We start from the raw sequence: 21,003 nt of genomic DNA, 5'->3' as shown, positions 1-21,003 counted from the left end.
GGCGAATCGGCGACGGTTGACCCCCGTCCAACGCCGTCGACCGCCGGCCCCGCCCCAGCCGTCACTTCACCGAACCCGCCATCACTCCCTGCACGAAGTGACGCTGGAAGGCGAAGAAGACCACCACCGGTACGATCAGCGAGAGGAAGGCTCCCGGCGCCAGGACGTCGATGTTGCTGCCGAACTGCCGTACCTGCGACTGCAGTTCCACCGTCAGCGGCTGCGACGAGCTGTCGGCGAAGAGCAGCGCCACGAGCATGTCGTTCCACACCCAGAGGAACTGGAAGATCGCCAGGCTCGCGATCGCCGGCCGGCCGACCGGGAGTACGAGGCGGGTGAAGATCCGCCACTCGCCGCCGCCGTCCATGCGCGCCGCCTCCAGCATCTCGCGCGGGATGTCCGCGAAGTAGTTGCGGAGCAGGAACACGGCGAACGGCAGACCGTAGGCGACGTGGAAGAGCACCACGCCGGGGATCGTGCCGAACAGACCCAGCTGCCCGAACAGCTTCGCCACCGGCAGCAGACCCACCTGCACGGGTACCACGAGGAGTGCCACCACGCCCAGGAAGATCCAGTCCCGGCCGGGGAACTCCAGCCAGGCGAAGGCGTATCCGGCGAGCGCCGCGACGACGACGACCAGGAGGGTCGTCGGCACCGAGATCAGCACCGTGTTCCAGAAGGCCTGGGTGATGCCCGCGTTGCCCAGAAGGGCGGTGTAGTTGTCCAGGGACAGTCGGCCGGGGCCGGTCAGCGCCGTCCACCAGCCGCTCGCGGCGTTGTCGCTCGCCGAGCGCAGGGAGGACAGCAGCAGCCCGGCGACCGGCGTCACCCAGATCAGGCCGACGACGGCCAGGAACGCCTGGACCAGGCCGTTGCCCAGCCAGCGGCGCAGCCGGCCGCCCGGCATCGTGGCGGTCGCACTCATGACTGACTCCTGCGGAAGCGGCGGACGTTGAACACCATCGCGGGGATCACCAGGAGCAGGAGCAGTACGCCCAGCGCGCTGCCGAGCCCCTGGTCGTTGCCGCCGCCGAAGGACACCAGCCACATCTGGGTGGCCAGTACGGTGGCGTCCTCCTGCACCGGCCCCGGAGCGATGATGTAGATCAGGTCGAAGACCTTCATCACATTGATCACGAGCGTCACGAAGACGACGGTCAGCACGGGCGCCAGCAGGGGCACGGTGATCCGCCGGAAGACCTGCCACTCGTTGGCGCCGTCCATCCGCGCCGCCTCCAGCGCGTCGCGCGGCAGGGACGAGAGACCGGCGCCGATGAGCACCATCGCGAAGCCGGTCCAGATCCACAGGTACGCGCCGATGATCGCCGGAGTGACCAGCGCGGGACCGAGCCAGGAGACCCCCTCGTAGGGCGGCGCGAAGTTCTCCGCCGGCAGCCGGACCGTGTAGGCGCCCGCCTCCAGGCCGGTGAAGCGGAACGATCCGTCGGACGCCGTGGTCGCGGTGGCGACCGCCCGCCCGTCGCGCACCGCCTCCACCGTCATGCCGGGCAGTCCCCGCTCCGCGGAGTCGATCGCGCCGGGCCGCCCCCCGCCGCCGGGCGTGAAGTCCAGGTACACGGCGCCGGCCACGTCCTTCGGACCGGCCTTCCCGGCCGCCGCCGGCTGCGCCCCGGCGGGCAGCTCCTTGGGCGGCACGCCGACGAAGCCGAGGGCGAGGCTCTGCCCGGGGGAGACCGTGCCGGCCGTCCCGTACGAGCCGTCCGGCCGCCTGTCGAGCCCCTGGCCCTCGCGGGCCCGGGCGGTCGGGTACGACGCCGCGTCCCGGAACGCGGCGTGCACGCCGACCACGGCCGCGTTCAGCACGCCCTTGTCCGGGTCCTCCTCGTACGCGAGGCGGAAGATGATGCCCGCCGCCAGGAAGGAGACGGCCATCGGCATGAAGAGCAGCAGCTTGAACGCCGTCGCCCAGCGGACCTTCTCCACCAGCACCGCGAGGATCAGCCCGAGGCCGGTCAGCAGGGTCGGCGCGACGACCACCCAGATGGCGCTGTTGCGGATCGCGGTCAGCGTGGCCGGGTCGCGGAACATCTCCGCGTAGTTGTCCCCGCCGACGAAGCGTGTCCCGGACGCGTCGAAGAAGCTGCGGCCCACCGAGAACAGGACGGGGTAGACGACCAGCGCGCCGAGCAGCAGCAGCGCCGGCAGGACGAAGGCGACGGCGGCGAACCGCCGGCGGCGCCGGGCCCGGGCTCTCGGACCTCTGTCCCGCCGGTCGCCCCCGGCGGCGTCGGCCCGGGGTGGCGGGGGAGCGGTGGCTGTGGTCATGACCGCCGCCTCAGTTCTTGTACGCCTTGGCCGCCGCGCCCTCCAGCGCCGCGGCCGTGGCGGCCGGGTTCGACGGGTCGCGCAGGAAGTCCTGGAGGATCTTCCACTCGCCGACGCCCTTGGTGCCGCCGAAGGCCGCCGGGGCCTGGTCCGACATGTCGAAGCGCACCGAATCCCCGGCGTCGATCAGCGACTTGGCCGTCTCGCGCAGCGTGTCGTCGCCGTAGGAGGCGAGGTCGAGCTTCTTGTTCGGCGACAGGAAGCCGCCGGCCTCGGCCCACACCGCCGCGGCTTCCGGCGTCGCGAGGAACTCCAGGAACGCCGTCGCGGCCTTCTGGTTCTTGCCGTCCTTCAGGACGACGGCGGCGTCACCACCGCTGACCACCGGCGCCGTGCCGCCCGCGACCGCCGGGAAGGGGAAGAAGGCGGCGTCCTCGCCGATCTTCTTGCCGAACTGGTCCTTGGCGATGCCGGCGACGAAGTCGCCCTCGTACACCATGCCCGCCTCGGGCTTCGGCCCGAAGACCTTCTCGACGGAGCCGGGGAAGTCGGTGCCCAGCGCTCCCTTCTGGCCGCCCGCGATCAGCTTCTTGTCGGAGAAGAGCGCCCCGAGGGTGGTCAGGGCCTTCACCACGGTGGGGTCGGTCCACGCGATCTCGTGCCGGGCGAGCCGGTCGTACTTCTCGGGACCGGCCTGGGAGAGGTAGATGTTCTCGAACCAGTCGGTGAGGGTCCAGCCGTCCTCACCGGCGACCGCGAAGGCCGGCAGTCCGGAGTCGGAGACGGCCTGCCCGCTCTTGAGCATCTCCTCGTACGACTTCGGCGGCACCACGCCCGCCTGTTCGAACGCCTCGGGGCTGTACCAGACGGTCGACTTGTGGGCGGCCTTGAAGTACAGGCCGTACAGCGTGCCGTCCACGGAGCCGTAGTTCTTCCACACCGGCGCGTAGTTGGCGTCGACGGACTTCTTCGTGGTCTCGGACAGCGGCCTGAGCCACTTCTGCTCGGCGAACTGCTGGAGCACACCCACCTGAGGGACCATCACCACGTCGGGGGCGTTGCCGCCCTCGATCTTGCTGCCGACGACGGTGGAGACGTTGTCGCCGGTGGACACGAACCGGGTCGCGGCGCCGGTCTTCTCCGTGAAGGCGTCCAGCACCTTCTGGAAGTTCTTCTGCTCGGCGCCCGACCAGACACCGGCCACGTCGAGGGTCTGGCCGGACAGTTCCTTGCTGCCGCCGCCGGCGCTCACCGTTCCTCCGCCGCACGCGGTCGCGGCGAGCGCCAGGGCGAGTGCGGAGCAGCAGGCCGTCGTCATCCGTCGTATGGTCATCGCGGTCCCTCCAGGGTGGTGTCGTCACTGATCCACCAGGCGGCGGTGGATCCGGGAAGTACGCCGGTCGGGCAGGGCCCGCTGGACAGCAGCGGGGCGCCGGAGACCGGGGCGGGCACCGGAGCGGTGCCGAAGTTGACGGCGCAGACGAGTCCGTCGCCGCGTACGAAGGCGAGCACGCCGGGCGGTGCGTCCAGCCAGCGCAGGGTGCCCTCGCCCAGCTGCGGCAGCCCGTGCCGCAGCTGCAGGCCGTCGCGGTACAGGTGCCAGAACGAGCGGGTGTCGGCCAGCGCCCGGTCGGTGGCGTGCTCGGCGAACCAGCCGGGCTGCGGCAGCCACGGCTTGGCGCTCTCCGCCCCCGTGCTGAAGCCGAAGGGGGAGGCGTGCCCCGACCACGGCAGCGGCACGCGGCAGCCGTCGCGGATCCGGGCCCGGCTGCCGGTGCGCCGGAATATCGGGTCGGTGAGCACCTCGTCCGGAAGGTCCACGACCTCCGGGAGGCCCAGCTCCTCGCCCTGGTAGATGTACGCGGCACCGGGCAGGGCCAGCATCAGCAGGGCGGCGGCGCGCGCCCGAGCGGCTCCGAGCCCGCTGCCCTCGGTGCCTGACTCGCCGTACCGGGTGACCGTGCGCACCTGGTCGTGGTTGTTGAGCACCCAGGTGACGGTGGAGCCGGTGCCCGCGATGTCGCGCATCGCCTCGTCGATCACCTTGCGGAAGGCGTCGGCGTCCCAGGGCGCGCCCAGCAGGTCGAAGAAGAACGCCTGGTGCAGCTCGTCGGGGCGGACGTACTCGGCGTGTTCACGGGCGGTCGGCACCGACACCTCGCCGACGAGGAGCCGCTCGTGTCCGTCGCGGGCCGTGTACTCCTCGCACACCGACCGCCAGTGGCGCCACACGTCGTGCACCTCGGGCTGGTTCCAGGCGAGCGGGTTGACCGAGTCGCGGGTGCGGGCGTCGGCCTCCGGGTCGGGGGAGTCCGGCAGCGCGGGGTGCTTGAACAGGCCGGCCGCCACGTCGATGCGGAAGCCGTCGACGCCGCGGTCCAGCCAGAAGCGCAGGGCGTGGTCGAAGTGGGCGCCGACCTCGGGGTTGCGCCAGTTCAGGTCCGGCTGTTCGGGGGTGAACATGTGCAGGTACCACTGGCCGGGCGTGCCGTCCGGCTCGGTGATCCGGGTCCAGGCCGGGCCGCCGAACATGGCGTGCCAGTTGTTGGGCGGCCGGTCGCCGTCCGGGCCGCGGCCCTCGGCGAAGTGGAAGCGGGCGCGGGCCTCGCTGCCGGGGCCGGCGGCGAGGGCCTCGCGGAACCAGGCGTGCTCGCTTGAGCAGTGGTTGGGGACGATGTCCAGGAGCACCTTGACGCCCAGCCGGCGGGCGTCGGCGACCAGCAGGCCGAACTCGGCGAGGTCGCCGAAGACGGGGTCCACGTCGCAGTAGTCGGCGACGTCGTAGCCGTGGTCGTGCTGCGGCGACGGGTAGAAGGGGCTCAGCCAGATGCCGTCGACCCCGAGCTTCTTGAGGTACGGAAGACCGGCCCGGACCCCGGCGAGATCGCCGATCCCGTCGCCGGTGCTGTCCAGGAAGCTGCGGACGTACACCTGGTAGATCACCGCGTCGCGCCACCAGTGACGGCGGCTTGGGGCTGTGAGCATCACCCGTTGACCTGTATTTCTGCGTGAAGGGGTGCGCGCCACCCAGAGCGGGTAGCGGTTATGCATGCATGTTAAGTAGGTGTGTCGTGAGGGTGTCAATGAAGCTGCCGGAAAACGGCGCTTGTTGGGGTTTTATACCCAACTTTGTCCCGATTGTCAGAGCGTGACGGTCCGCATGCTGATACCTAACAGGTAAGTAGGTCGCAGAAGAAGGTGCGGAGGTGAGGAGAGAGGTGCGGGAGACGTCAGCGGCGACGGGCGATGGCCGCGAGTTCGTCCGCGAGGCGGCGCACGGCGGCCTCGGGTGTCTGGTGCTGCGCCATCGCGTCATGGGCCACGGCCTGCACGGCGAGGCTCACCTGCTCGTAGTGCGGGCTCTTGGGGCGCGGCGCCGCCGCGAGCACGCTCTCCCGTAGCGCGGGCAGATACGGGAACCGCGCCACCAGCGCGGGATCCCCGTACAGCGCGGCCCGGACCGGCGGCAGGGCGCCCTCGCTCAGGACGCGGCGCTGCACCCGCTCGCTCGTGAGATACGCGATCAGGTCACGCGCGGACTCGGGGTGCCGGGCATGGCTGCTCACGGCGAGATTGGACCCGCCCAGCACACTCGTCCCCGCCCTCCCCGGGCCCGGCAGCGGCACCGCGCCGAACTTCCCCGCGACCTTGGACTGGGCGCCCGAGGCGCCGGCGTACGCGTACGGCCAGTTGCGCAGGAAGAGCAGCCGGCCGTCCTGGAACGCCTGCCGGGACTCCTCCTCCTTGTACGTCAGGGCTTCCTTCGGGATCCAGCCGTCCCGCACGCCGCGGGCGAGGAACCCCAGCCCCTCCCGGGCCGCCGCCGAGTCGACCGTGACCCGCTCGCCCTCGTCCCCGAGGATCGTCCCGCCCGCCGAGTACACCGCCTCCGCGGCGTTGACCGTCAGCCCCTCGTACGGCAGGAACTGGCCCGCGTACCCGCCCAGGCCGTACTCCGGGGCGACGGTGCGGGCCTGCCGCTCCAGCTCCGCCCAGGTCCGCGGCGGGCGCTGCCCCTCGCGGTCGAGCACGTCCTTGCGGTAGAAGAGCATCCCGGCGTTCGTCACGTACGGGACGGCATACAGCCCTCCGTCGTACGTGGCCGTGTCCACCACCGGCGGCAGGAAGCTCTCCAGCGGGAAGCGGCCGCGCTCCAGCGGCGCGATCCAACCCGCCGCGGCGAACTCCGACGTCCACGCCACATCGATGTTGAGCAGATCGAACCTGCCCTCGCCGGACCTGAGATCCGTGATCATCTGGGCCCGGGTCTCGTCGGCCGAGTCCGGCAGCTCGACCAGGGTGACCTTCTCGGCCGGATGCGCGCGGTTCCAGCCCTCCAGGACCGGGGCGAGATAGCCGGTGAGATCGCCGGCCGTGGCCAGCGTCATCGGGCCGCGCCCGCCACCGGGCTCAGCACCGCCGGACGGGACGCCGGCAGCGACGTAACCCGTCAGTACGACCGCGAGCGCCAGAAGACCCCTACCCGCGGCACGCATCCACCGCATAGGTTCCTCCCAGAGCACCGCGCCGTACACCTTCGTCCGACGACAGGGCATGTATACCCGTTAGGCATGGGCGATACTAGAGCCCAGATCACACCGGGAGCACGCGAGGGAGGACAGCACGGGTGCGCCTTCCCCTTCTCGCCCTCCTGGCCAGGGGCCCTGCCCACGGGTACGAGCTCAAGCAGGACCTTGAGCAACTGCTGGGCGCCGCGTACCCTCCCACCAATGTCGGGCAGATCTACGTCACGCTCGGACGGCTGGAGAAGTCCGGCCTGATCGAGGGCGAGGAGATCGCCCAGGAGAGTCGGCCCAACAAGAAGATCTACCGCCTCACCGACGCCGGGCAGGAAGCACTGCGCGCCTGGTTCGACGAGACGGCGGACGAACCGAGGGTCCGGGACGAGTTCTTCATGAAGCTCGCCCTGGCCCCCCGTACCGGTATCGCCGACCAGATCGCCCTCATCAACAAGCAGCGACGCGAATACCTCACCACCATGCGCAACCTGTCCAAGCTGGCCGCCACCGAGAACCGGGACAACCGCATCGCCCACCTGCTCATCGAGGGCGCCATGCTGCATCTCCAGGCCGACCTCGACTGGCTGGAGCGCTGCCAGGAGGAGCTGGAGGAGCTGCGATGACGGACGCCGCCATACCCGTGCCGCTCGTGCACGCCGAAGGGCTGGTCAAGACCCACCACGGCGAGGGCGCGCCCGCGCACGCCGTGCGCAGCGTGGACCTGACCGTGCGGCGCGGCGAGTTCGTCGCCGTCACCGGGCCCTCGGGAGCGGGCAAGTCCACCCTGCTCCACCTGCTCGGCGGCCTCCAGCGTCCCGACAGCGGCTCGCTCCGGCTCGACGGCGAGAGCACGGACGGCTGGACCGAGGCGCGCTGGGCGGTGGAGCGGCGCCGCCGCATCGGCATCGTCTTCCAGTTCTTCAACCTCGTCTCCAACCTCACCGTCGCCGACAACGTCGAACTCCCCGCCCTCCTCGCCGGCACCTCCGCAAAGCGGGCCCGCGCCGAACGCGAGAAGCTCCTCGCCGAGCTGGGCCTCGACAGCAAGGCCCGCAGCATGCCGGGCGAGCTCTCCGGCGGCGAACAGCAACGCGTCGCCCTCGCCCGCGCCCTGGTCAACCAGCCGCGGCTGCTCCTCGCCGACGAGCCGGCCGGCAGCCTCGACAGCAAGGGCACCCGCGAGGTCATGCGCCAGCTCGCCCGGATCCACCAGCGCGGCCAGACCATCGTGCTCGTCACCCACGACGCACGGCTCGCCAGCGCCGCGGACCGGGTGATCAGCTTCTTCGACGGCCGGATAGCCGACGACGCCGAGCTCGGCGGCACCCCGCCGCGCGGCACCGGCCTCGCCGGCGTACTGGAACTCAAGGACTGACCGTGCGGGCCACGCTGCGCTGGGCGCACGCCGATCTGCGCACCCACCGGGGCGAGGCGCTGTTCATGGTCGCCGCCACCGCCGGGATCGTCGCCTCGCTGCTGATCGCCACCGCGCTCTTCGGCTACGCCACCAACCCCTGGCAACGGGTCTTCACCCAGTCGCGCGGGGCGCACGTGTGGATCCACACCGGCCCCACCGCCGACCCCCGCACCCTCGCCGGCCTCGACGGGGTCGAGCAGCTCTCCGGCCCCCACCGCACCGCCGTCGGCACCGTCACCTCCCGCGGCGCCCGGGCCGACGTGGAACTGCGCGCCGCCGGGGCCGAGCCCCCGGTCATCGGGCGGCCCCTGCTGACCTCGGGCCGCTGGCTCGACGACGCCGACCCCGAGGGCGTCGTCCTGGAGTCCGGCCTCGCCGGGGCCCTGTGGGCCGAACCCGGCGACCGCCTGACCCTGCCGACCGGCCGCACCCTGACCGTCCTCGGTGTCGCCGACAGCGCGGAGCCCCGCTACAGCCCCGGGGAGCGGCCCGGCACCGTCTGGGCCCTGCCGCGCGCGGTGCCGGACGAACGCGGCGGCGGCCACGTCGTCGGACTGCGCCTCGCCGACCCGGAGGACACCGACTACGCCGTCCAGCGTGCCGTCACCGAACTCGGCGCCGGAGCCGTCACCGACGTCTCCACCTGGCAGCAGGCCCGCGCCGAGGCGCAGGGCGACACCAAGCTGCTCGGCCAGGTCCTCGGGCTCTTCGGACTCGGCGCGCTGGTCGCCGCCGCCCTCGCGGTGTTCGGCGCCATCAGCACCCGGGTACGCGGCCACCTCCGGGACATCTCCGTCCTCAAGGCCATCGGCTTCACACCCGGCCAGGTCGTCCGCGCCTTCCTCGGCCAGCACCTCGCCTTCGCCGTGCTCGGAGCGACCCTCGCCACGGCGGCCGTCCAGGTGCTGGGCGACCGCCTGCCCGGCCGCCTCGGCGACGCCGTCGGTGTCTGGCAGGGGCTCCAGGGCCACACCGTGGCGCTGCTCGCCGTACCCGCCGCGGTGGTGCTGTTCATCGGGGCGGCCACCTGCCTCGCCGCGTGGCGGGCCGGACGCGTGGAGCCCGTCCCCGTCGTGCCCGCCGCCTCGGCCACGGGCCGGCGGTCCTCCCGTTCGACGTCCGGGGCCGGGCTCTCCCGGGCCGCCCGCGGCGCGCTCGGACTACGCGTGCCGGCGAGTCTGGTCCTCGGCTGGCACCGGGCCTTCGGCCGCGGCCGCCGCGCGCCGGCCACCATCGTCCGCCTCGCCCTGCCGCTGCTGCTGGTCACGGTGGCCGTCGGCGCCTGGACCACGATCCAGCGCTTCGACACCCACCCCGAGCGTCTCGGCCACGCCGCCGCGCTCACCGCCCGCCCCGACGCCACCCTCACCGAACGCGAGGCCGCCGCGCTCCTCGGCGCCGGCGACCAGATCACCGCCGCCCACCCCGGCCTGGAGGTCGCCGCCCTGGTCCCCGGCCAGACGGGCACCATCGCGCTGCGCGGCCTCGGCACCCGCGCCGAGCCCTACCCCTACTCGATCGCCGAGGGCCGCCCCGCCCACGGCCCCGACGAGGCCGTCGCCGGCCAGGGCCTGCTCGACCTGCTCGACGTACGCGTCGGCGACTGGGTCCGTGTGACCGTCGGCGGTCACCCACAGGTCCTGCACCTCGTCGGCCGGAGCATCGAACCGGAGAACGGCGGCCGGGTCATCTCCACCTCGCTCGACACCCTGCGCGAGAACGACCCCACGCTGCGCCCCGCCCTCTACCAGCTCCGTCTCGAACCGGGCGCCGACCCACGCGCCGTCCGCGCCGAACTCGCCGCCACCTCCGGCGGACACCTCGACATCCACGAGGTCACCACCCCCGCCGACCGGCTCTCCGCCCTGCGCGGTGTCGTCGTCGGCCTGATCGCCGTCTTCGCGCTCATCGGCCTGACCGAACTCTCCACGGCGATCGGCGGCGGCATCCGCGAGGGCGAACGCGACCTGCTGGCCCTCAAGGCCATCGGCCTGTCCCCACGTCAGATCACCGCGGTCACCGTGACGGCCATCGGCTGCACGGCGCTCGCCGCCGCGCTCGCCGCGACGGCCCTCGGAATCCCGTTCGCCCACTGGCTGATCGACCGCGAGGCGGACACCACCGGCATCGGCGCGGGCATCGCCCACACCCCACCGGTCTGGTACTTCGTGGCGATGTGCGCGACCGCCGTGCTCGGCGCGGTCGCCCTTGCGGCCGTCCCGGCGGGCCGCGCCGCCCGCCGCCGTCTCGCGGACACCCTGAGCGCCGCCGCCTGACGTTCGCCGGCACCGGTCGCCGTGGCGCCGGGCTGCTCCGAGTGGAGCCCACCGGTGGTCGACCCTCCTCCTCGAACGCAGGCTGACCCATGTGCCCGCACGCACCAGGCGGCGGGCCGAGCCGGACGGCGTCTTCCCGGCCGGGACGGCGGGTCGACCACGCAGGAGAGACACGATCACATGACGGAACAGGGCATCAGAACGGGCTGCCCACAGCCCGTTCGGGGGAGTGGAAGGAACGTACGGAACCGGGGGGAACACCGGTACGCGGGGCGGCGCTCACGCCGCAGGCGCACCAGGACGGCGCTTGCCGCGGCAGGCCTCGCCTTCCTCAGCGCCGCCGTCGCCCCCTCGGCGAGCAGCGCCGCGGCGCAGGCTCTCCAGGGGCCCGTGCCGGGCAAGCCGGCGCGTTTCGTGCCCGGCCCCTGCCCGGACGCGCCCGAGCCGATTCCCGGGCGGTGCGGAACCCTGGAAGTGCCCGAGAACCGCAGTCACCGCGGAGCACGGACCATCCGGCTGACCGTCGTGGTCGTCCCGGCCACGTCGAAGAAGCCGACGGGCGACCCGGTCGTCTTCATGGAGGGCGGCCCCGGCGGTGACGCGATCGGCGCCATCCCCTTCCTGATCGCGTCCGACGTGAACCGCGACCGGGACCTGATCGTGATGACGCAGCGCGGAGGGCTCTACTCGCAGCCCAACCTCGCCTGCCCGGAGATCGACCGGTTCAACGCGCGGGCCGTGGGCCTGCCGTACGACGCGCCCTCCACCGGCCGGCTCCTGGTCCGCGCGGCGAAGGAGTGCCGCGACCGGCTGACGGCCCAGGGCATCGACCTGCGCTCGTACAACACCACCGAGAACGCCGCGGACTTCGCCGACCTGCGCAAGGCCCTGGGCATCAAGAGGTGGAACGTCTACGGGTACTCCTACGGCACCGACCTGGGCCTCACCTACCTGCGCCGGCACCCCGAGGGCATCCGCTCGCTGACCATCGACTCGGTCGTGCCTCCGCAGATCGTGAGCCTGCCCTGGGCCTGGGACAGCGCCCAGGAGGGGATCAACACGATCTTCGCGGCCTGCGAGGCGCAGCCCGCCTGCAAGAACCGCTACCCGGACCTCTCGCGCACGCTGACGGAGCAGGTCCGGCGGCTCGAGGCGAACCCGCTGAGGCTGTCGGTGGCCCCGCCCGGCGGCGGGAACCCGGTCGAGGTCGTCCTCGACGGGGGCACGCTGGTGAACCTGCTCGTCGCCGACGGCGGCGCCATGCCCGCCGCCGACGTCCCGGCGGCGCTCGACGAACTCGCCCGCGGCAACCCGGAGCGCTTCGCGCGGGCGCAGGCCGCCGGCGCCACGCCCGTCATCGGCGAGTTCGCCCACGGTCTGACCCATTCGGTGGCGTGCAGCGAATGGGTGCCCGGCTACTCGAAGTCCGACCTCCTCGAAGCGGGGCGCCGGGCGTTCCCCGGATGGCCGGACACGGTCCTGGCCCACGCACCGCAGCTGCCCTTCGAGCACGACCTGTGCCGCGTCTGGAACGTCCCGGACCGCACCGCGATCCAGCGGGTGCCCACCGTCAGCGCGGTGCCGACCCTGATCATCTCCGGCACGTTCGACGCGAAGACGGGCGCGAGCTGGGGGCCGTACACCGGCCGTACGCTGCCCCGCTCGACCGCCGTGCTCATTCCCGGGATCGGCCACTTCGTCGTTCCTCAGTCGCCCTGCGCGCAGAGCGTCCTGAGCTCCTTCCTCGCGCGTCCCCACGCGCCCGACACCGGTTGCGTGGCCGGCCTCGCGCCGGCCCCGTTCACCATCACCCCTGACCCGGAGAGAACATGATGTCCCTCTGCCCACCCCGTGACCGGCGCGCGCCGCACGGTCCCGCGCAGCACCGGTACACGTCGCACCGGCTCGTGGCCACGCTGGCCGGAGTCACGGCCGGCGTCCTCGTCGCCGGCCTCGCCGCGATGCCCGCACACGCCGAGTCCGGCACCGGCGAACCGCTCGGGACGGTCGCCCGGAAGGCCGGCGACGCCCGCTTCGAACCCGGCCCCTGCCCGAGGACGGCGGACCCGATCCCCGCCCTCGAAACGGCCCGCTGCGGGTCGCTCACCGTGCCCGAGAAGCGGTCCCGGCACAAGGGGGACAAGGGGCGCAGGACGATCACCCTCGCGGTCGCGATCATCCCCGCGGCCACCCGGACGCCGGCACCCGACCCGATCGTGTGGTTCGCCGGCGGGCCCGGCGACGACGCGGTCTCCGAGATCCCGATGGCGCTCGCCGGCGGGCTGAACCGTGACCGCGACATGGTCTTCATGTCCCAGCGCGGGACGTACTCGGCCGACCCGGAGCTCACCTGCCCGAACGTCGACGAGTTCGTCGCCGACGCCCTCGACCTCGTCTTCGGCGCACGGTCCACCGGACGCCTGCACGTCGAGGCGACCCGCGAGTGCCGCGACCGCCTGGCCGACCGCGGCGTCGACCTCAGCGCCTACAACGGCACGGAGAGCGCCGCCGACTACGACGGTCTGCGCAGGGCGCTGGGCATCAGGCAGTGGAACGTGTTCGGCATCTCCTACGGCACGGACCTGGCGCTCCAGTACATGCGTCTGCACCCGAAGGGCATCCGGTCCGTCGGCATCGACGGAGTCCTGCCGCCGTCCCTGGCCGGCGGGGCGGTGACCTGGAAGGCCGCACGCGAGGGATTCGACGGCATCTTCAAGGCCTGCGCGGACCAGGCGGCCTGCAACACCCGCTACCCGAACCTGAAGGGCACCTTCGAACGCCTCGTCGGTGAACTCGAGGCCCGACCGGTCACGACGACCGTCACGGTCCCGGGGCAGCCGGCGCCGGTCAAGGTCGTACTGGACGGCGGAGTCCTGGTGAACTGGCTGACCTTCGCCAGCCATCTCGCGGAGGGGGTGCCCCGCTCCATCGACGAGCTGGCCCGCGGCAACCCGCAGCGGATCGCCGAGCAGTGGGCGGGCGGGAAGCTCAGCCCGCAGGCCGTGGGCAGGCTCGCCCACGGGCTCGCCTTCGGCGTCTTCTGCAGCGAGTGGACGCCGTACGAGAGTGAGGAGGACGTCCTGCGCGCGGGGCGGCGCCTGTTCCCGTCGTTCCCCCGCTCGGTCCTGGCCAACGCCCCGCTCCTCACCTGGCTCCACGCGGACTGCCGTGCCTGGGACGTCCCCGCGGCACCGCGCTCGATCCGGAGCGTGACCCGCAGCGACATCCCGACCCTGGTCCTGTCCGGCGGGTTCGACGCCCAGACCGCGCCCAGCAGCGGACCGTACGCCGCCCGTACGCTGAGCCGGTCCACCGCCGTCACGATCCCCTACGTGGCCCACGTGGTCTTCGCCGACTCGCGGTGTGCGCAGACGATCACCACGTCCTTCTTCGCCACCCCGACCGCGCCGGACACCGCTTGCCTCGCGGGTCTCCAGCCGCCGCGGTTCGAGATCGCGCCCCAGAACCGGTCCTAGGCGAGCCGGGCGTCCGCGCGGAGAGCGGCGCGGACGCCCGTGCTGACCACGACGAGCAGGCACAGGGCGATGATGCTCTCGGCCCAGAAGAAGGCGAACCAGTCCATCACGCAGCCGATCGGAGGCGTGCCGGGGGCGGTGTTGCGGAACGCGGAGAGAGCGAACAGCGTGGCGGCCATCCAGGCGAGCGCCGGCCAGACCACACCCTCGCTACGGGTCGTCAGATACCAGGCCCCCAGGAGCACGGACGTCGCCAGCGCCCACATCACCACCATCATGAAGACCGCGAAGACGAGCAGACTGCCCGAGCGGGCCAGCGCCAGTTCCACCACGGCCTCCTCCCCCGAGGGCGGGGGTGTCGCGGAGATGGCGAAGAGCGTCTCGTTGTTGGAGAAGAGCATGCGCACCGGCACCGGCTCGCCGCCCATCAGGGCCCAGAACTCCAGGTCCGTCCGGTAGGTGTCGAAGGGGTAGTCGCCGATCGATCCACCGGTGATCGCGACCTGCACGTCCTTGGGCGCGAGCCGCTCGTGCGCCGGGAACGCCAGGTCGCTGAGGGTCGCCATGGAGGTCTGGAGGCTGAGATCCTCCGTCGGGGCGGTCCCCTCCTCCTCGCCGAGGCTCCCGCGCGGGACGACCCGGACCCGCAGGACGAGCTCTCTCCCCGCGGCGTCGACGCTCTGCACCGTGGCCACCACGTCCACCCGGTCGGCGGCCCCGGATCCGACCGTGTGGACCGTGTCGTTGGCCTGTCGTTCGGTGAACTGCAGCCACGACCCCACGGCCACCGCCACCAGGATCAGCACTCCCAGAGGCAGCAGGACCGGCAGCATCGACGCCCCGAAACGGCGTGGGCGGGGCGGGTGCGAGGGCGGGGCCATGGTGACTCCGACGAGGTGAGAGGGGCGACGGGCCCCTCCCGCGCGGTGCCGTGGGAGGGCCTTCGATCACAGACCGCCACTGTAGGTGCTCCAGGGCCGGTCACCGCGGAGGTGCCGGTGTACGTCTCGCTGAGGACCTTCCGACGGCCGTGTAGCACTCGAGGATGACCCGGTGCCAGCACCGAGACGGACATTGCGCCGAACGGGGAACCCGCGCCCGTGACCGACGTCTTGCTCCTCGCGTCGGCTTGATCGTCGAGTCGACCTGAGGAGGTTCTGATGGCAGGTCAGGTACGTGAGGCCGGGCGGGCGAAGGCGTCGGCGCCGGAGTATCAGGGGGTGCTCGGGTCCCTGTCGGTGAACTCCTCCCTGCCCGAGGTGCTCGCCCGGGGCGTCGAGGAGCTCCGGGCGGCGGAACGGGCCGGAGACCTGCGCGAGGCGGCGCGGTGCGGGCTGGCCGTGGCGGAGGCGTGCCGACGGCTCGGGCGGATCGAGGAGGCGGACCGGGCGTGGAAGGCGAGTTTCCGCGCGGCGCGTTCGGCCGGTCACGAAGGAGCGATGGCGTGGGCGCTGTGGAGCGGCGGGACGCTGGCCCGGCAGCGCGGTGCGCTGAGGCTCGCGTACCGGCTGCTGGGGCTGGCGGCCGAGGCGGGTGAGCGGGGCGAGGACGTCGTCGTGCGGGGCTACTCACTGGCGGGGCTCGCCGAGACGGGGCGCATCCAGGGCGACTACGAGGCCGTCGGCAGGCTCCACGAACAGCTCCTCGCCGAGGCCCGCCGGCGTGGCGAGGCCCGGCACACGGTGTGGGCGCTGGAGGGCATCGCGCAGATGCACCGCAACACCGGCTCCTACGACAAGGCGCTGATCCTGTTCGAGGAGGCGGCCGAGACGGCGTCGCGCGCCGAGGACCAGCGCGGGTGGGCGTGGGCACTGCGGGGCATCGCCGACGTGGTGTCCGTGCGGGACGGGGACGTCGAGCGCGCGCTCTCCCTGCTGTCGCAGGCGGAGGAGGCGTGCCGCGAGATGCGGCTGTCCAGCGCGCTCGCGTACAACCACAAGATGCGCGGCAACGTGCTGTACCGGGCGGGCCGGTACGAGCAGGCCCGTGAGCTGTACGCGCGGGCACTGGAGGAATTCCGCGAGATGGAGGAGCCACGCGGGACGGCGCTGTCGAGGCTGGGACTGGTCAAGGCCCGCGCCCGGCTGGGCCGCGACGCCGCGAACACCGCCGCGGAACTGGCCGAGCTGCGCTCGACGCTGGACCGCATCGGGCTGCGGCACGCCCGGGACATGGTGGACAAGGCCGCGGCCGAGCTGGGGGTGGCGCCGCTGCCGGATCACGCAGGAGAAGACGGAGCACGCGCGGCCGAGGCGCTGCTGCCGGCCGTCGGGGCGGAAGCCCTGAGGACGGCGGACGTGGAGGCGCTGCGGTGAGCGCCCTTCCGATGTCGCCCTCGCCCGTCCGCCCGCCGGTATGCCCGCCGGCCGGTTCGTCGGCCGGTTCGGTGGCCGACGTCCTGGAGCGTTGCCGTGAACTGGTCCGGCCCGCGCTGGTGGAGGCGGTGGGCCGGTTGCATCCCTGGACCGGCGAGATGGCGGCGTACGCGCTGGGCTGGGCCGATACGGCCGGGAACCCCGAGCCCGGCGGATCCGAGGGCAAGGGGGTGCGGCAGGCGCTCGCCGTCCTCGGGGCCGAGGCCGTCGGTGCGGACGGCTCCGACGCGGTCCCCGGCGCCGTGGCCGTCGAACTCGTGCACACCTTCTCCCTGCTCCACGACGACATCATGGACGCCGACGCCCTGCGCCGGCGGCGCCCGGCGGTGTGGAAGGCCTACGGGACGGGCCCGGCCGTGCTGGCCGGCGACGCGCTCTTCGCCCAGGCCGTGGCAAGCCTCGCCGAGGCCCGGGGCCGGCACACGGCGGCCGCGGTACGGTGCCTCGCCCGGACCCTGAACGCACTGGTGTCAGGGCAGGCCGAGGACCTGCGCTTCGAGCACCGTCCCTGGCGGGGACCCGACGCGGTCGGGCCGGACCGGTACCGGATGATGGCCGAGCAGAAGACGGGCGCCCTGCTGGGTTGCGCGATCGCGCTCGGCGCGGTCCTCGGCGGCGCGCCCGACCGGACCGTGAACGTTCTCGAACGGGCCGGGCGCCATCTCGGTCTCGCCTTCCAGGCGGTGGACGACATCCTCGGCATCTGGGGAGACCCGGCGGTGACCGGCAAACCCGTCCACGCGGATCTGCGCCAGGGGAAGAAGACGTACCCGGTCCTCACGGCACTGGCGGGCGAGGGCAGGGCCGCGCGCGAACTCGGGGCGCTGCTCGACTCCGGCCGGCGGGTCGACGGGGATACGGCCGAGCACGTCGCGGCGCTGGTGGAGGAGGCGGGCGGCCGGATCGCGACGCGCGAGGAAGCCCGCCGGCATCTGGACATCGCGTGCCACACCCTGCGAGAGACGCCGCTGACGGGGACCGCCGCACATCAACTGGACGCGTTGTTCGCCCACTTGCTCGACCGCACCTGGTGATCGCGGGGCGTCGCAGGCGGGAGGGTCGTCGCTCCGCGCACCTTGTGGGCGCTGTGCGGGCGACGAGATGGACGTCGGGTCGACGCCTCTACGACACGTCCCGGGCCTGCTGGGCGATCTGCTCGAGGACGAGCTTCGGGTCGGCGGACGGCGCGACGGCCTTGCCGATGTTGCGCTTGATGGTGTTGCTGACCTGAAGCCAGGACGGCTCGTTGACCGGGTAGAGCTCGGCCGTGCGCAGTGCGGTCAGGAACTGCTCGGCGCCGGGGTCGGCCGCCGCGTACTGGGAGGCCTGGGTGGCGGACACCGTCGACGGCAGCAGGTGGTAGCGCGCGGCGAACTCGCTGAGGTTCTTGTCCTCGTAGACGAAGTCCAGGAACGAGGTGACCAGTTCGCGGTTGCCGTCCCGCTTGAACGCCATCATCCAGTCGGCGACACCCGCCGTCGGCGGGGTCGTCGCGTCGCCGAGCGTGTCCGACACGGGCATGCGCAGCGTGCCGACCTTCATGCCCTTCGCCCTCGCCTTGTGGAGGAGCGAGGGATAGCCGTTGACCATGCCGACGTCGCCGCGCAGGAACGCGGCGAAGGCGTCCTGCCGGTTGAGCTCGGCCGGCGGGACCGGTCCGGTCAGAGCGGGTGTGACCAGGTTGTCCCTGATCCAGCGGAACGTCTGGGTGTTCTGCGGGGACGCGATGCTGTAGCTGCCGGTGCTGTCGGTGTAGCCGCCGCCGTTGCTCAGCTCCCAGATCATGGCTTCGGCGTGCGCCTCCTCGGGGCCGAGCGGCAGGGCGTACGGGTAGAGCACCCCCTCCTTCTTGAGCGCCTTGGCCGCGTCCTTCAGGTCCGACCAGGTCTTCGGCGGCTCGGCGCCGGCCTCGTCGAACAGATCCTGGTTGTAGAAGAGCAGCCGGCTGCTGGCCACGAAGGGCAGGCCGTAGAGGGTGTTGTCGACCGAGCCCGCCTCCGCGAGGGGAGGCAGGAAGTTCGACTCCGTCCTGATCGACATCACCTCGCCGGCGGCGTAGAGGCGGCCCTGCGCGGCGAAGTCGGAGTACGCGCCCATCAGCGCCACGTCCGGGGCGTTGTCCTCCTCCACCATGTGGGTGACCACACGGTCGACGTCGGCCCACGGACAGAGCGTCACCTCGACCCTCTTGTCGGGGTGGGCGGCGGTGAAGGCGGCGGTCAGCCTGTCCCAGTACACCTTGGAACTGGTCGCCGGGCTGTCCCCGTATTCGGGGGCCACCAGACGGAGCGTCGTCCCGCTGTCGTCGGACGCGCCGCAGGCGGTGACGAGGGATCCCAGTATTCCGAATACCGCCACGGAGGCGGTCATGCCGAAGAGTCTTCGTCGCACGGATCTTTCCTCTTGATCTTTTTTTGGACAGTGCGTCCGGAATTCTCTCCTGGCCAGGGGCGTATTCGGCCCTCTGGCGACCAGTTGTGGTGATAGCTCCAACGGGGAAGATTCCGAATGGTGTTTTCCGATATGCCGGAACTGAAGACGACGCGCGTAGAATCTTCCGCGATGTCCGGAGCGGCCGTGGTCCGGGACGTCCGACGGAACCAACGGCCGCCGATCGGCAGTCTGCTCCGGCATGACCTTCCAGCGGATCGCCCACGGGTGTGCCCAGTTCTGGCGCTTCGGGCTCGACCAGGTGCGTGCCGTCGCCTTCGCCGTCACCCTCGTCGGCGGCATCGGCGCCTCGCGGGTGCTGCCCGGCGATCTGCCGGTCGCGCGCTACGACCTGCTCCTGATCTACGGCGTCGCCCTGACGGTCCTCGCCCGGAAGGCCGGCTGGGACGGCCCCCGGGACACCGCCGTGATCCTGGGATGCCATGTCGTGGGGCTGCTCTTCGAACTCGTCAAGGTGCACATGGGCTCGTGGAGCTACCCGGAGGACGCCGTGACCAAGGTCGCCGGCGTTCCTCTGTACGGCGGGTTCCTCTACAGCGCCGTGGGCAGTTACTGCTGTCGCGCGTGGAAGATCATGGACCTGTCGCTGTCCCGGTACCGGCCGCGCCTGATGGCCGCCCTCGCGGCCGCGGTGTACCTCAACTTTTTCACCCACCACTGGCTCCCGGACGCACGACTGGTCCTGGCCCTCCTGCTGCTCGCGGCGACGGCGGGAACCTGGGTCCACTTCACGGTGGGCACCGCCCGTCAACGGATGCCGCTGGCCCTGGCCTTCGCGCTGATCGGGTTCTTCCTCTGGGTCGCGGAGAACGCGGCCACCTATGTCGGCGCCTGGAGCTACCCCCATCAACTCGACGGCTGGCAACCCGTCCCGCTCACCAAATTCGGAGCCTGGGCCCTCCTCATCAGCGTCACCTTCGTCCTCGTCGCGCGCACCCGGGGCGGCTCGGCGGGGACGGCGCCGAGGTTTGCGTCCTCCCACAGCGGTCAGCAGCCGAAGGAAAGGGCCGTCTCGGCCGGCGCAGGACCGAGGGCAGAGGAAGGTGAGCAGGATGAGCACTCCGGACGATCCCGGGGAGACGGCGGAGCCGCTTCCCCGCGACCCGCAGAACCAGCAGTCGGCGGAGGGTGAGGACCCCCTGGCGATACCGGTACCGGACTGGCCCGACAGCGAGCTGCCCCATACCGACGTGGCGGGCACCGCGCGCCGGGACCGTGCCGAGGACGACGGAACCGACCAGGAGGGGAAGGAAGGCTCCGCCGTGGACGAACCGGTGGACTGACGGTGGACTCACACACGCCGGCGGCGCGGCGGTACGACCGATCGACGTGTCTCAGCGGCGGTAGACGGATCGACGTATCAGTCGACGTCGGCCCGCGTCGTGCCCATCTTCAGGCCGTCGACCCAGTGCACCGACTCGACGTCGAAGATCGTGGAGCCGTACGAGCCCCAGCGCGGCACATTGCCCTGAACGTCCCACGTGCGGGCGCTCTGGCGGTCGGCGACCAGCTGGCCGTTGACGTACAGGGTGAAGGAACCGCTGGTGGAGGCCTGGGCGTCGATGCCCAGCTCGATCTTGTTCCAGGTGCCCGGCGTCCAGGCGACGCTGCCGACGGAGATCCACTGCTCGCCCGGGGCGACGTACCAGATCTTCAGCCGGCTGTCCTCGACCTTCATGATCACCGGGTAGTTCTGGTCGTGCTCGTCACCGGTGCCCCACGACTTCCACTGGAAGACCGTCTGGGCGTTGCCGGTCTTGGTCATGGACTCCCAGCCGAACCAGTACGTCCTGCCGGACGTGAGGGTGCGGCCGGCGATGCCGTGGCCCTCGCACCGCTCGGAGCCCGCCGCCTTGGTGAAGCCGAAGATCTTCCCGCGGCCGTCGTTCCAGTCCGGCTGGTACACGTACGACGGGGAGTCGCAGAGCACCGAGGCGAACACGGCGGTGCCGCCGTTGTCCGCGTCGCCGTTCCACTCGACCGACGCGTGCGCGGGTGTCGCCGGGAGAAGCGCGAGAGCCGCGGCCAGCGCCGTGGGGGCGAACAGCCGTCCTCGCCGGGGGCGGGACGTCCGAAGCCGGGAGAAGCGTGAGGTGGTGCCCTGGACGGTGCCGTGACGCATGGATTCCTCCGGTGGGGGAGTGGGCGGTTTCCGCTGGAGAGGCGCGCACCCCGGGTGAGGTGGGGGGAGGTGCGACCTCG

At 72.2% G+C, this 21,003-nt stretch carries 15 protein-coding genes and 1 pseudogene; 8 read left to right on the top strand and 8 right to left on the bottom strand.

What is annotated here, in order from left to right; all coding sequences use genetic code 11:
- Positions 1-61: 61 nt before the first annotated feature.
- The 5 genes from ACFVGW_RS04330 to ACFVGW_RS04310 form a co-directional block, all read right to left on the bottom strand.
- Positions 62-907: a carbohydrate ABC transporter permease gene (locus ACFVGW_RS04330; protein ID WP_385851007.1), complete on the bottom strand. Its 846-nt coding sequence runs from the start codon at positions 905-907 to the stop codon at positions 62-64.
- A gap of 14 nt (positions 908-921) precedes the next feature.
- A complete protein-coding gene (locus ACFVGW_RS04325; protein WP_385850719.1) occupies positions 922-2,286 on the bottom strand; it encodes an ABC transporter permease subunit in 1,365 nt (454 codons plus the stop codon).
- Between the two features lie 10 nt (positions 2,287-2,296).
- Positions 2,297-3,619 carry an ABC transporter substrate-binding protein gene (locus ACFVGW_RS04320; protein ID WP_385850718.1) on the bottom strand — a complete coding sequence of 441 codons (1,323 nt, stop codon included), beginning with the start codon at positions 3,617-3,619 and terminating at the stop codon, positions 2,297-2,299.
- Positions 3,616-5,271: a glycoside hydrolase family 13 protein gene (locus tag ACFVGW_RS04315; protein ID WP_383220796.1), complete on the bottom strand. Its 1,656-nt coding sequence runs from the start codon at positions 5,269-5,271 to the stop codon at positions 3,616-3,618. Before ACFVGW_RS04315 ends, ACFVGW_RS04320 begins: the two co-directional genes overlap by 4 nt.
- Positions 5,272-5,516: 245 nt before the next feature.
- Positions 5,517-6,791, bottom strand: a complete 1,275-nt coding sequence (locus ACFVGW_RS04310; protein ID WP_385850717.1) for an ABC transporter substrate-binding protein — start codon at positions 6,789-6,791, stop codon at positions 5,517-5,519.
- A gap of 122 nt (positions 6,792-6,913) precedes the next feature.
- On the opposite strand from ACFVGW_RS04310, the gene ACFVGW_RS04305 reads away from it, so the two are divergent.
- From ACFVGW_RS04305 to ACFVGW_RS04285, 5 genes are all read left to right on the top strand, one after another.
- Positions 6,914-7,429, top strand: a complete 516-nt coding sequence (locus ACFVGW_RS04305; RefSeq protein WP_383220798.1) for a PadR family transcriptional regulator — start codon at positions 6,914-6,916, stop codon at positions 7,427-7,429.
- Positions 7,426-8,181, top strand: a complete 756-nt coding sequence (locus tag ACFVGW_RS04300) for an ABC transporter ATP-binding protein (RefSeq protein ID WP_383220799.1) — start codon at positions 7,426-7,428, stop codon at positions 8,179-8,181. Before ACFVGW_RS04305 ends, ACFVGW_RS04300 begins: the two co-directional genes overlap by 4 nt.
- A 2-nt stretch (positions 8,182-8,183) precedes the next feature.
- Positions 8,184-10,499 carry an FtsX-like permease family protein gene (locus tag ACFVGW_RS04295; RefSeq protein WP_385850716.1) on the top strand — a complete coding sequence of 772 codons (2,316 nt, stop codon included), beginning with the start codon at positions 8,184-8,186 and terminating at the stop codon, positions 10,497-10,499.
- 474 nt (positions 10,500-10,973) lie between these two features.
- Positions 10,974-12,332: an alpha/beta fold hydrolase gene (locus tag ACFVGW_RS04290; RefSeq protein WP_385850715.1), complete on the top strand. Its 1,359-nt coding sequence runs from the start codon at positions 10,974-10,976 to the stop codon at positions 12,330-12,332.
- A 128-nt stretch (positions 12,333-12,460) separates the two neighbouring features.
- Positions 12,461-13,975, top strand: coding sequence for an alpha/beta fold hydrolase (locus ACFVGW_RS04285; protein ID WP_385851006.1), 1,515 nt, complete (start codon positions 12,461-12,463; stop codon positions 13,973-13,975).
- Here the strand turns inward: ACFVGW_RS04285 and ACFVGW_RS04280 are convergent.
- Positions 13,972-14,856 (bottom strand): DUF4436 family protein, encoded by an 885-nt coding sequence (locus ACFVGW_RS04280; RefSeq protein WP_385850714.1) that lies wholly within the window; start codon positions 14,854-14,856, stop codon positions 13,972-13,974. The two genes, ACFVGW_RS04285 and ACFVGW_RS04280, sit on opposite strands and share 4 nt — an antisense overlap.
- Before the next feature lie 279 nt (positions 14,857-15,135).
- On the opposite strand from ACFVGW_RS04280, the gene ACFVGW_RS04275 reads away from it, so the two are divergent.
- Positions 15,136-16,290 carry a tetratricopeptide repeat protein gene (locus ACFVGW_RS04275; protein ID WP_385850713.1) on the top strand — a complete coding sequence of 385 codons (1,155 nt, stop codon included), beginning with the start codon at positions 15,136-15,138 and terminating at the stop codon, positions 16,288-16,290.
- Positions 16,291-16,301: 11 nt separating this feature from the next.
- Positions 16,302-17,384 (top strand): polyprenyl synthetase family protein, encoded by a 1,083-nt coding sequence (locus tag ACFVGW_RS04270; protein ID WP_385851005.1) that lies wholly within the window; start codon positions 16,302-16,304, stop codon positions 17,382-17,384.
- An 88-nt stretch (positions 17,385-17,472) separates the two neighbouring features.
- On the opposite strand, the gene ACFVGW_RS04265 is transcribed toward ACFVGW_RS04270, so the two are convergent.
- A complete protein-coding gene (locus ACFVGW_RS04265; RefSeq protein ID WP_385850712.1) occupies positions 17,473-18,720 on the bottom strand; it encodes an extracellular solute-binding protein in 1,248 nt (415 codons plus the stop codon).
- 262 nt (positions 18,721-18,982) lie between these two features.
- On the opposite strand from ACFVGW_RS04265, the pseudogene ACFVGW_RS04260 reads away from it, so the two are divergent.
- A pseudogene (locus tag ACFVGW_RS04260) lies at positions 18,983-19,765 on the top strand (DUF817 domain-containing protein); the annotation flags it as partial.
- 396 nt (positions 19,766-20,161) lie between these two features.
- Here ACFVGW_RS04260 and ACFVGW_RS04255 read toward each other — a convergent pair.
- Positions 20,162-20,923: a heparin lyase I family protein gene (locus tag ACFVGW_RS04255; RefSeq protein ID WP_385850711.1), complete on the bottom strand. Its 762-nt coding sequence runs from the start codon at positions 20,921-20,923 to the stop codon at positions 20,162-20,164.
- Positions 20,924-21,003 lie beyond the last annotated feature (80 nt).

The sequence above is a fragment of the Streptomyces sp. NPDC127129 genome (genome assembly GCF_042671585.1).
Taxonomy (GTDB): domain Bacteria; phylum Actinomycetota; class Actinomycetes; order Streptomycetales; family Streptomycetaceae; genus Streptomyces.
Note: the sequence above shows the minus strand (reverse complement) of the source record. Positions and strands in the feature narration are given on the sequence as shown.

What these genes read in the sequence shown, in the direction of transcription:
- ACFVGW_RS04300 (WP_383220799.1), top strand. Translation starts at nt 7,426, where the DNA reads ATGACGGACGCCGCCATACCCGTGCCGCTCGTGCACGCCGAAGGGCTG.
- ACFVGW_RS04325 (WP_385850719.1), bottom strand. Translation starts at nt 2,286, where the DNA reads ATGACCACAGCCACCGCTCCCCCGCCACCCCGGGCCGACGCCGCCGGG.
- ACFVGW_RS04320 (WP_385850718.1), bottom strand. Translation starts at nt 3,619, where the DNA reads ATGACCATACGACGGATGACGACGGCCTGCTGCTCCGCACTCGCCCTG.
- ACFVGW_RS04310 (WP_385850717.1), bottom strand. Translation starts at nt 6,791, where the DNA reads ATGCGGTGGATGCGTGCCGCGGGTAGGGGTCTTCTGGCGCTCGCGGTC.
- ACFVGW_RS04285 (WP_385851006.1), top strand. Translation starts at nt 12,461, where the DNA reads ATGCCCGCACACGCCGAGTCCGGCACCGGCGAACCGCTCGGGACGGTC.
- ACFVGW_RS04270 (WP_385851005.1), top strand. Translation starts at nt 16,302, where the DNA reads ATGTCGCCCTCGCCCGTCCGCCCGCCGGTATGCCCGCCGGCCGGTTCG.
- ACFVGW_RS04265 (WP_385850712.1), bottom strand. Translation starts at nt 18,720, where the DNA reads ATGACCGCCTCCGTGGCGGTATTCGGAATACTGGGATCCCTCGTCACC.
- ACFVGW_RS04330 (WP_385851007.1), bottom strand. Translation starts at nt 907, where the DNA reads ATGCCGGGCGGCCGGCTGCGCCGCTGGCTGGGCAACGGCCTGGTCCAG.
- ACFVGW_RS04255 (WP_385850711.1), bottom strand. Translation starts at nt 20,923, where the DNA reads ATGCGTCACGGCACCGTCCAGGGCACCACCTCACGCTTCTCCCGGCTT.
- ACFVGW_RS04275 (WP_385850713.1), top strand. Translation starts at nt 15,136, where the DNA reads ATGGCAGGTCAGGTACGTGAGGCCGGGCGGGCGAAGGCGTCGGCGCCG.
- ACFVGW_RS04315 (WP_383220796.1), bottom strand. Translation starts at nt 5,271, where the DNA reads ATGCTCACAGCCCCAAGCCGCCGTCACTGGTGGCGCGACGCGGTGATC.
- ACFVGW_RS04280 (WP_385850714.1), bottom strand. Translation starts at nt 14,856, where the DNA reads ATGGCCCCGCCCTCGCACCCGCCCCGCCCACGCCGTTTCGGGGCGTCG.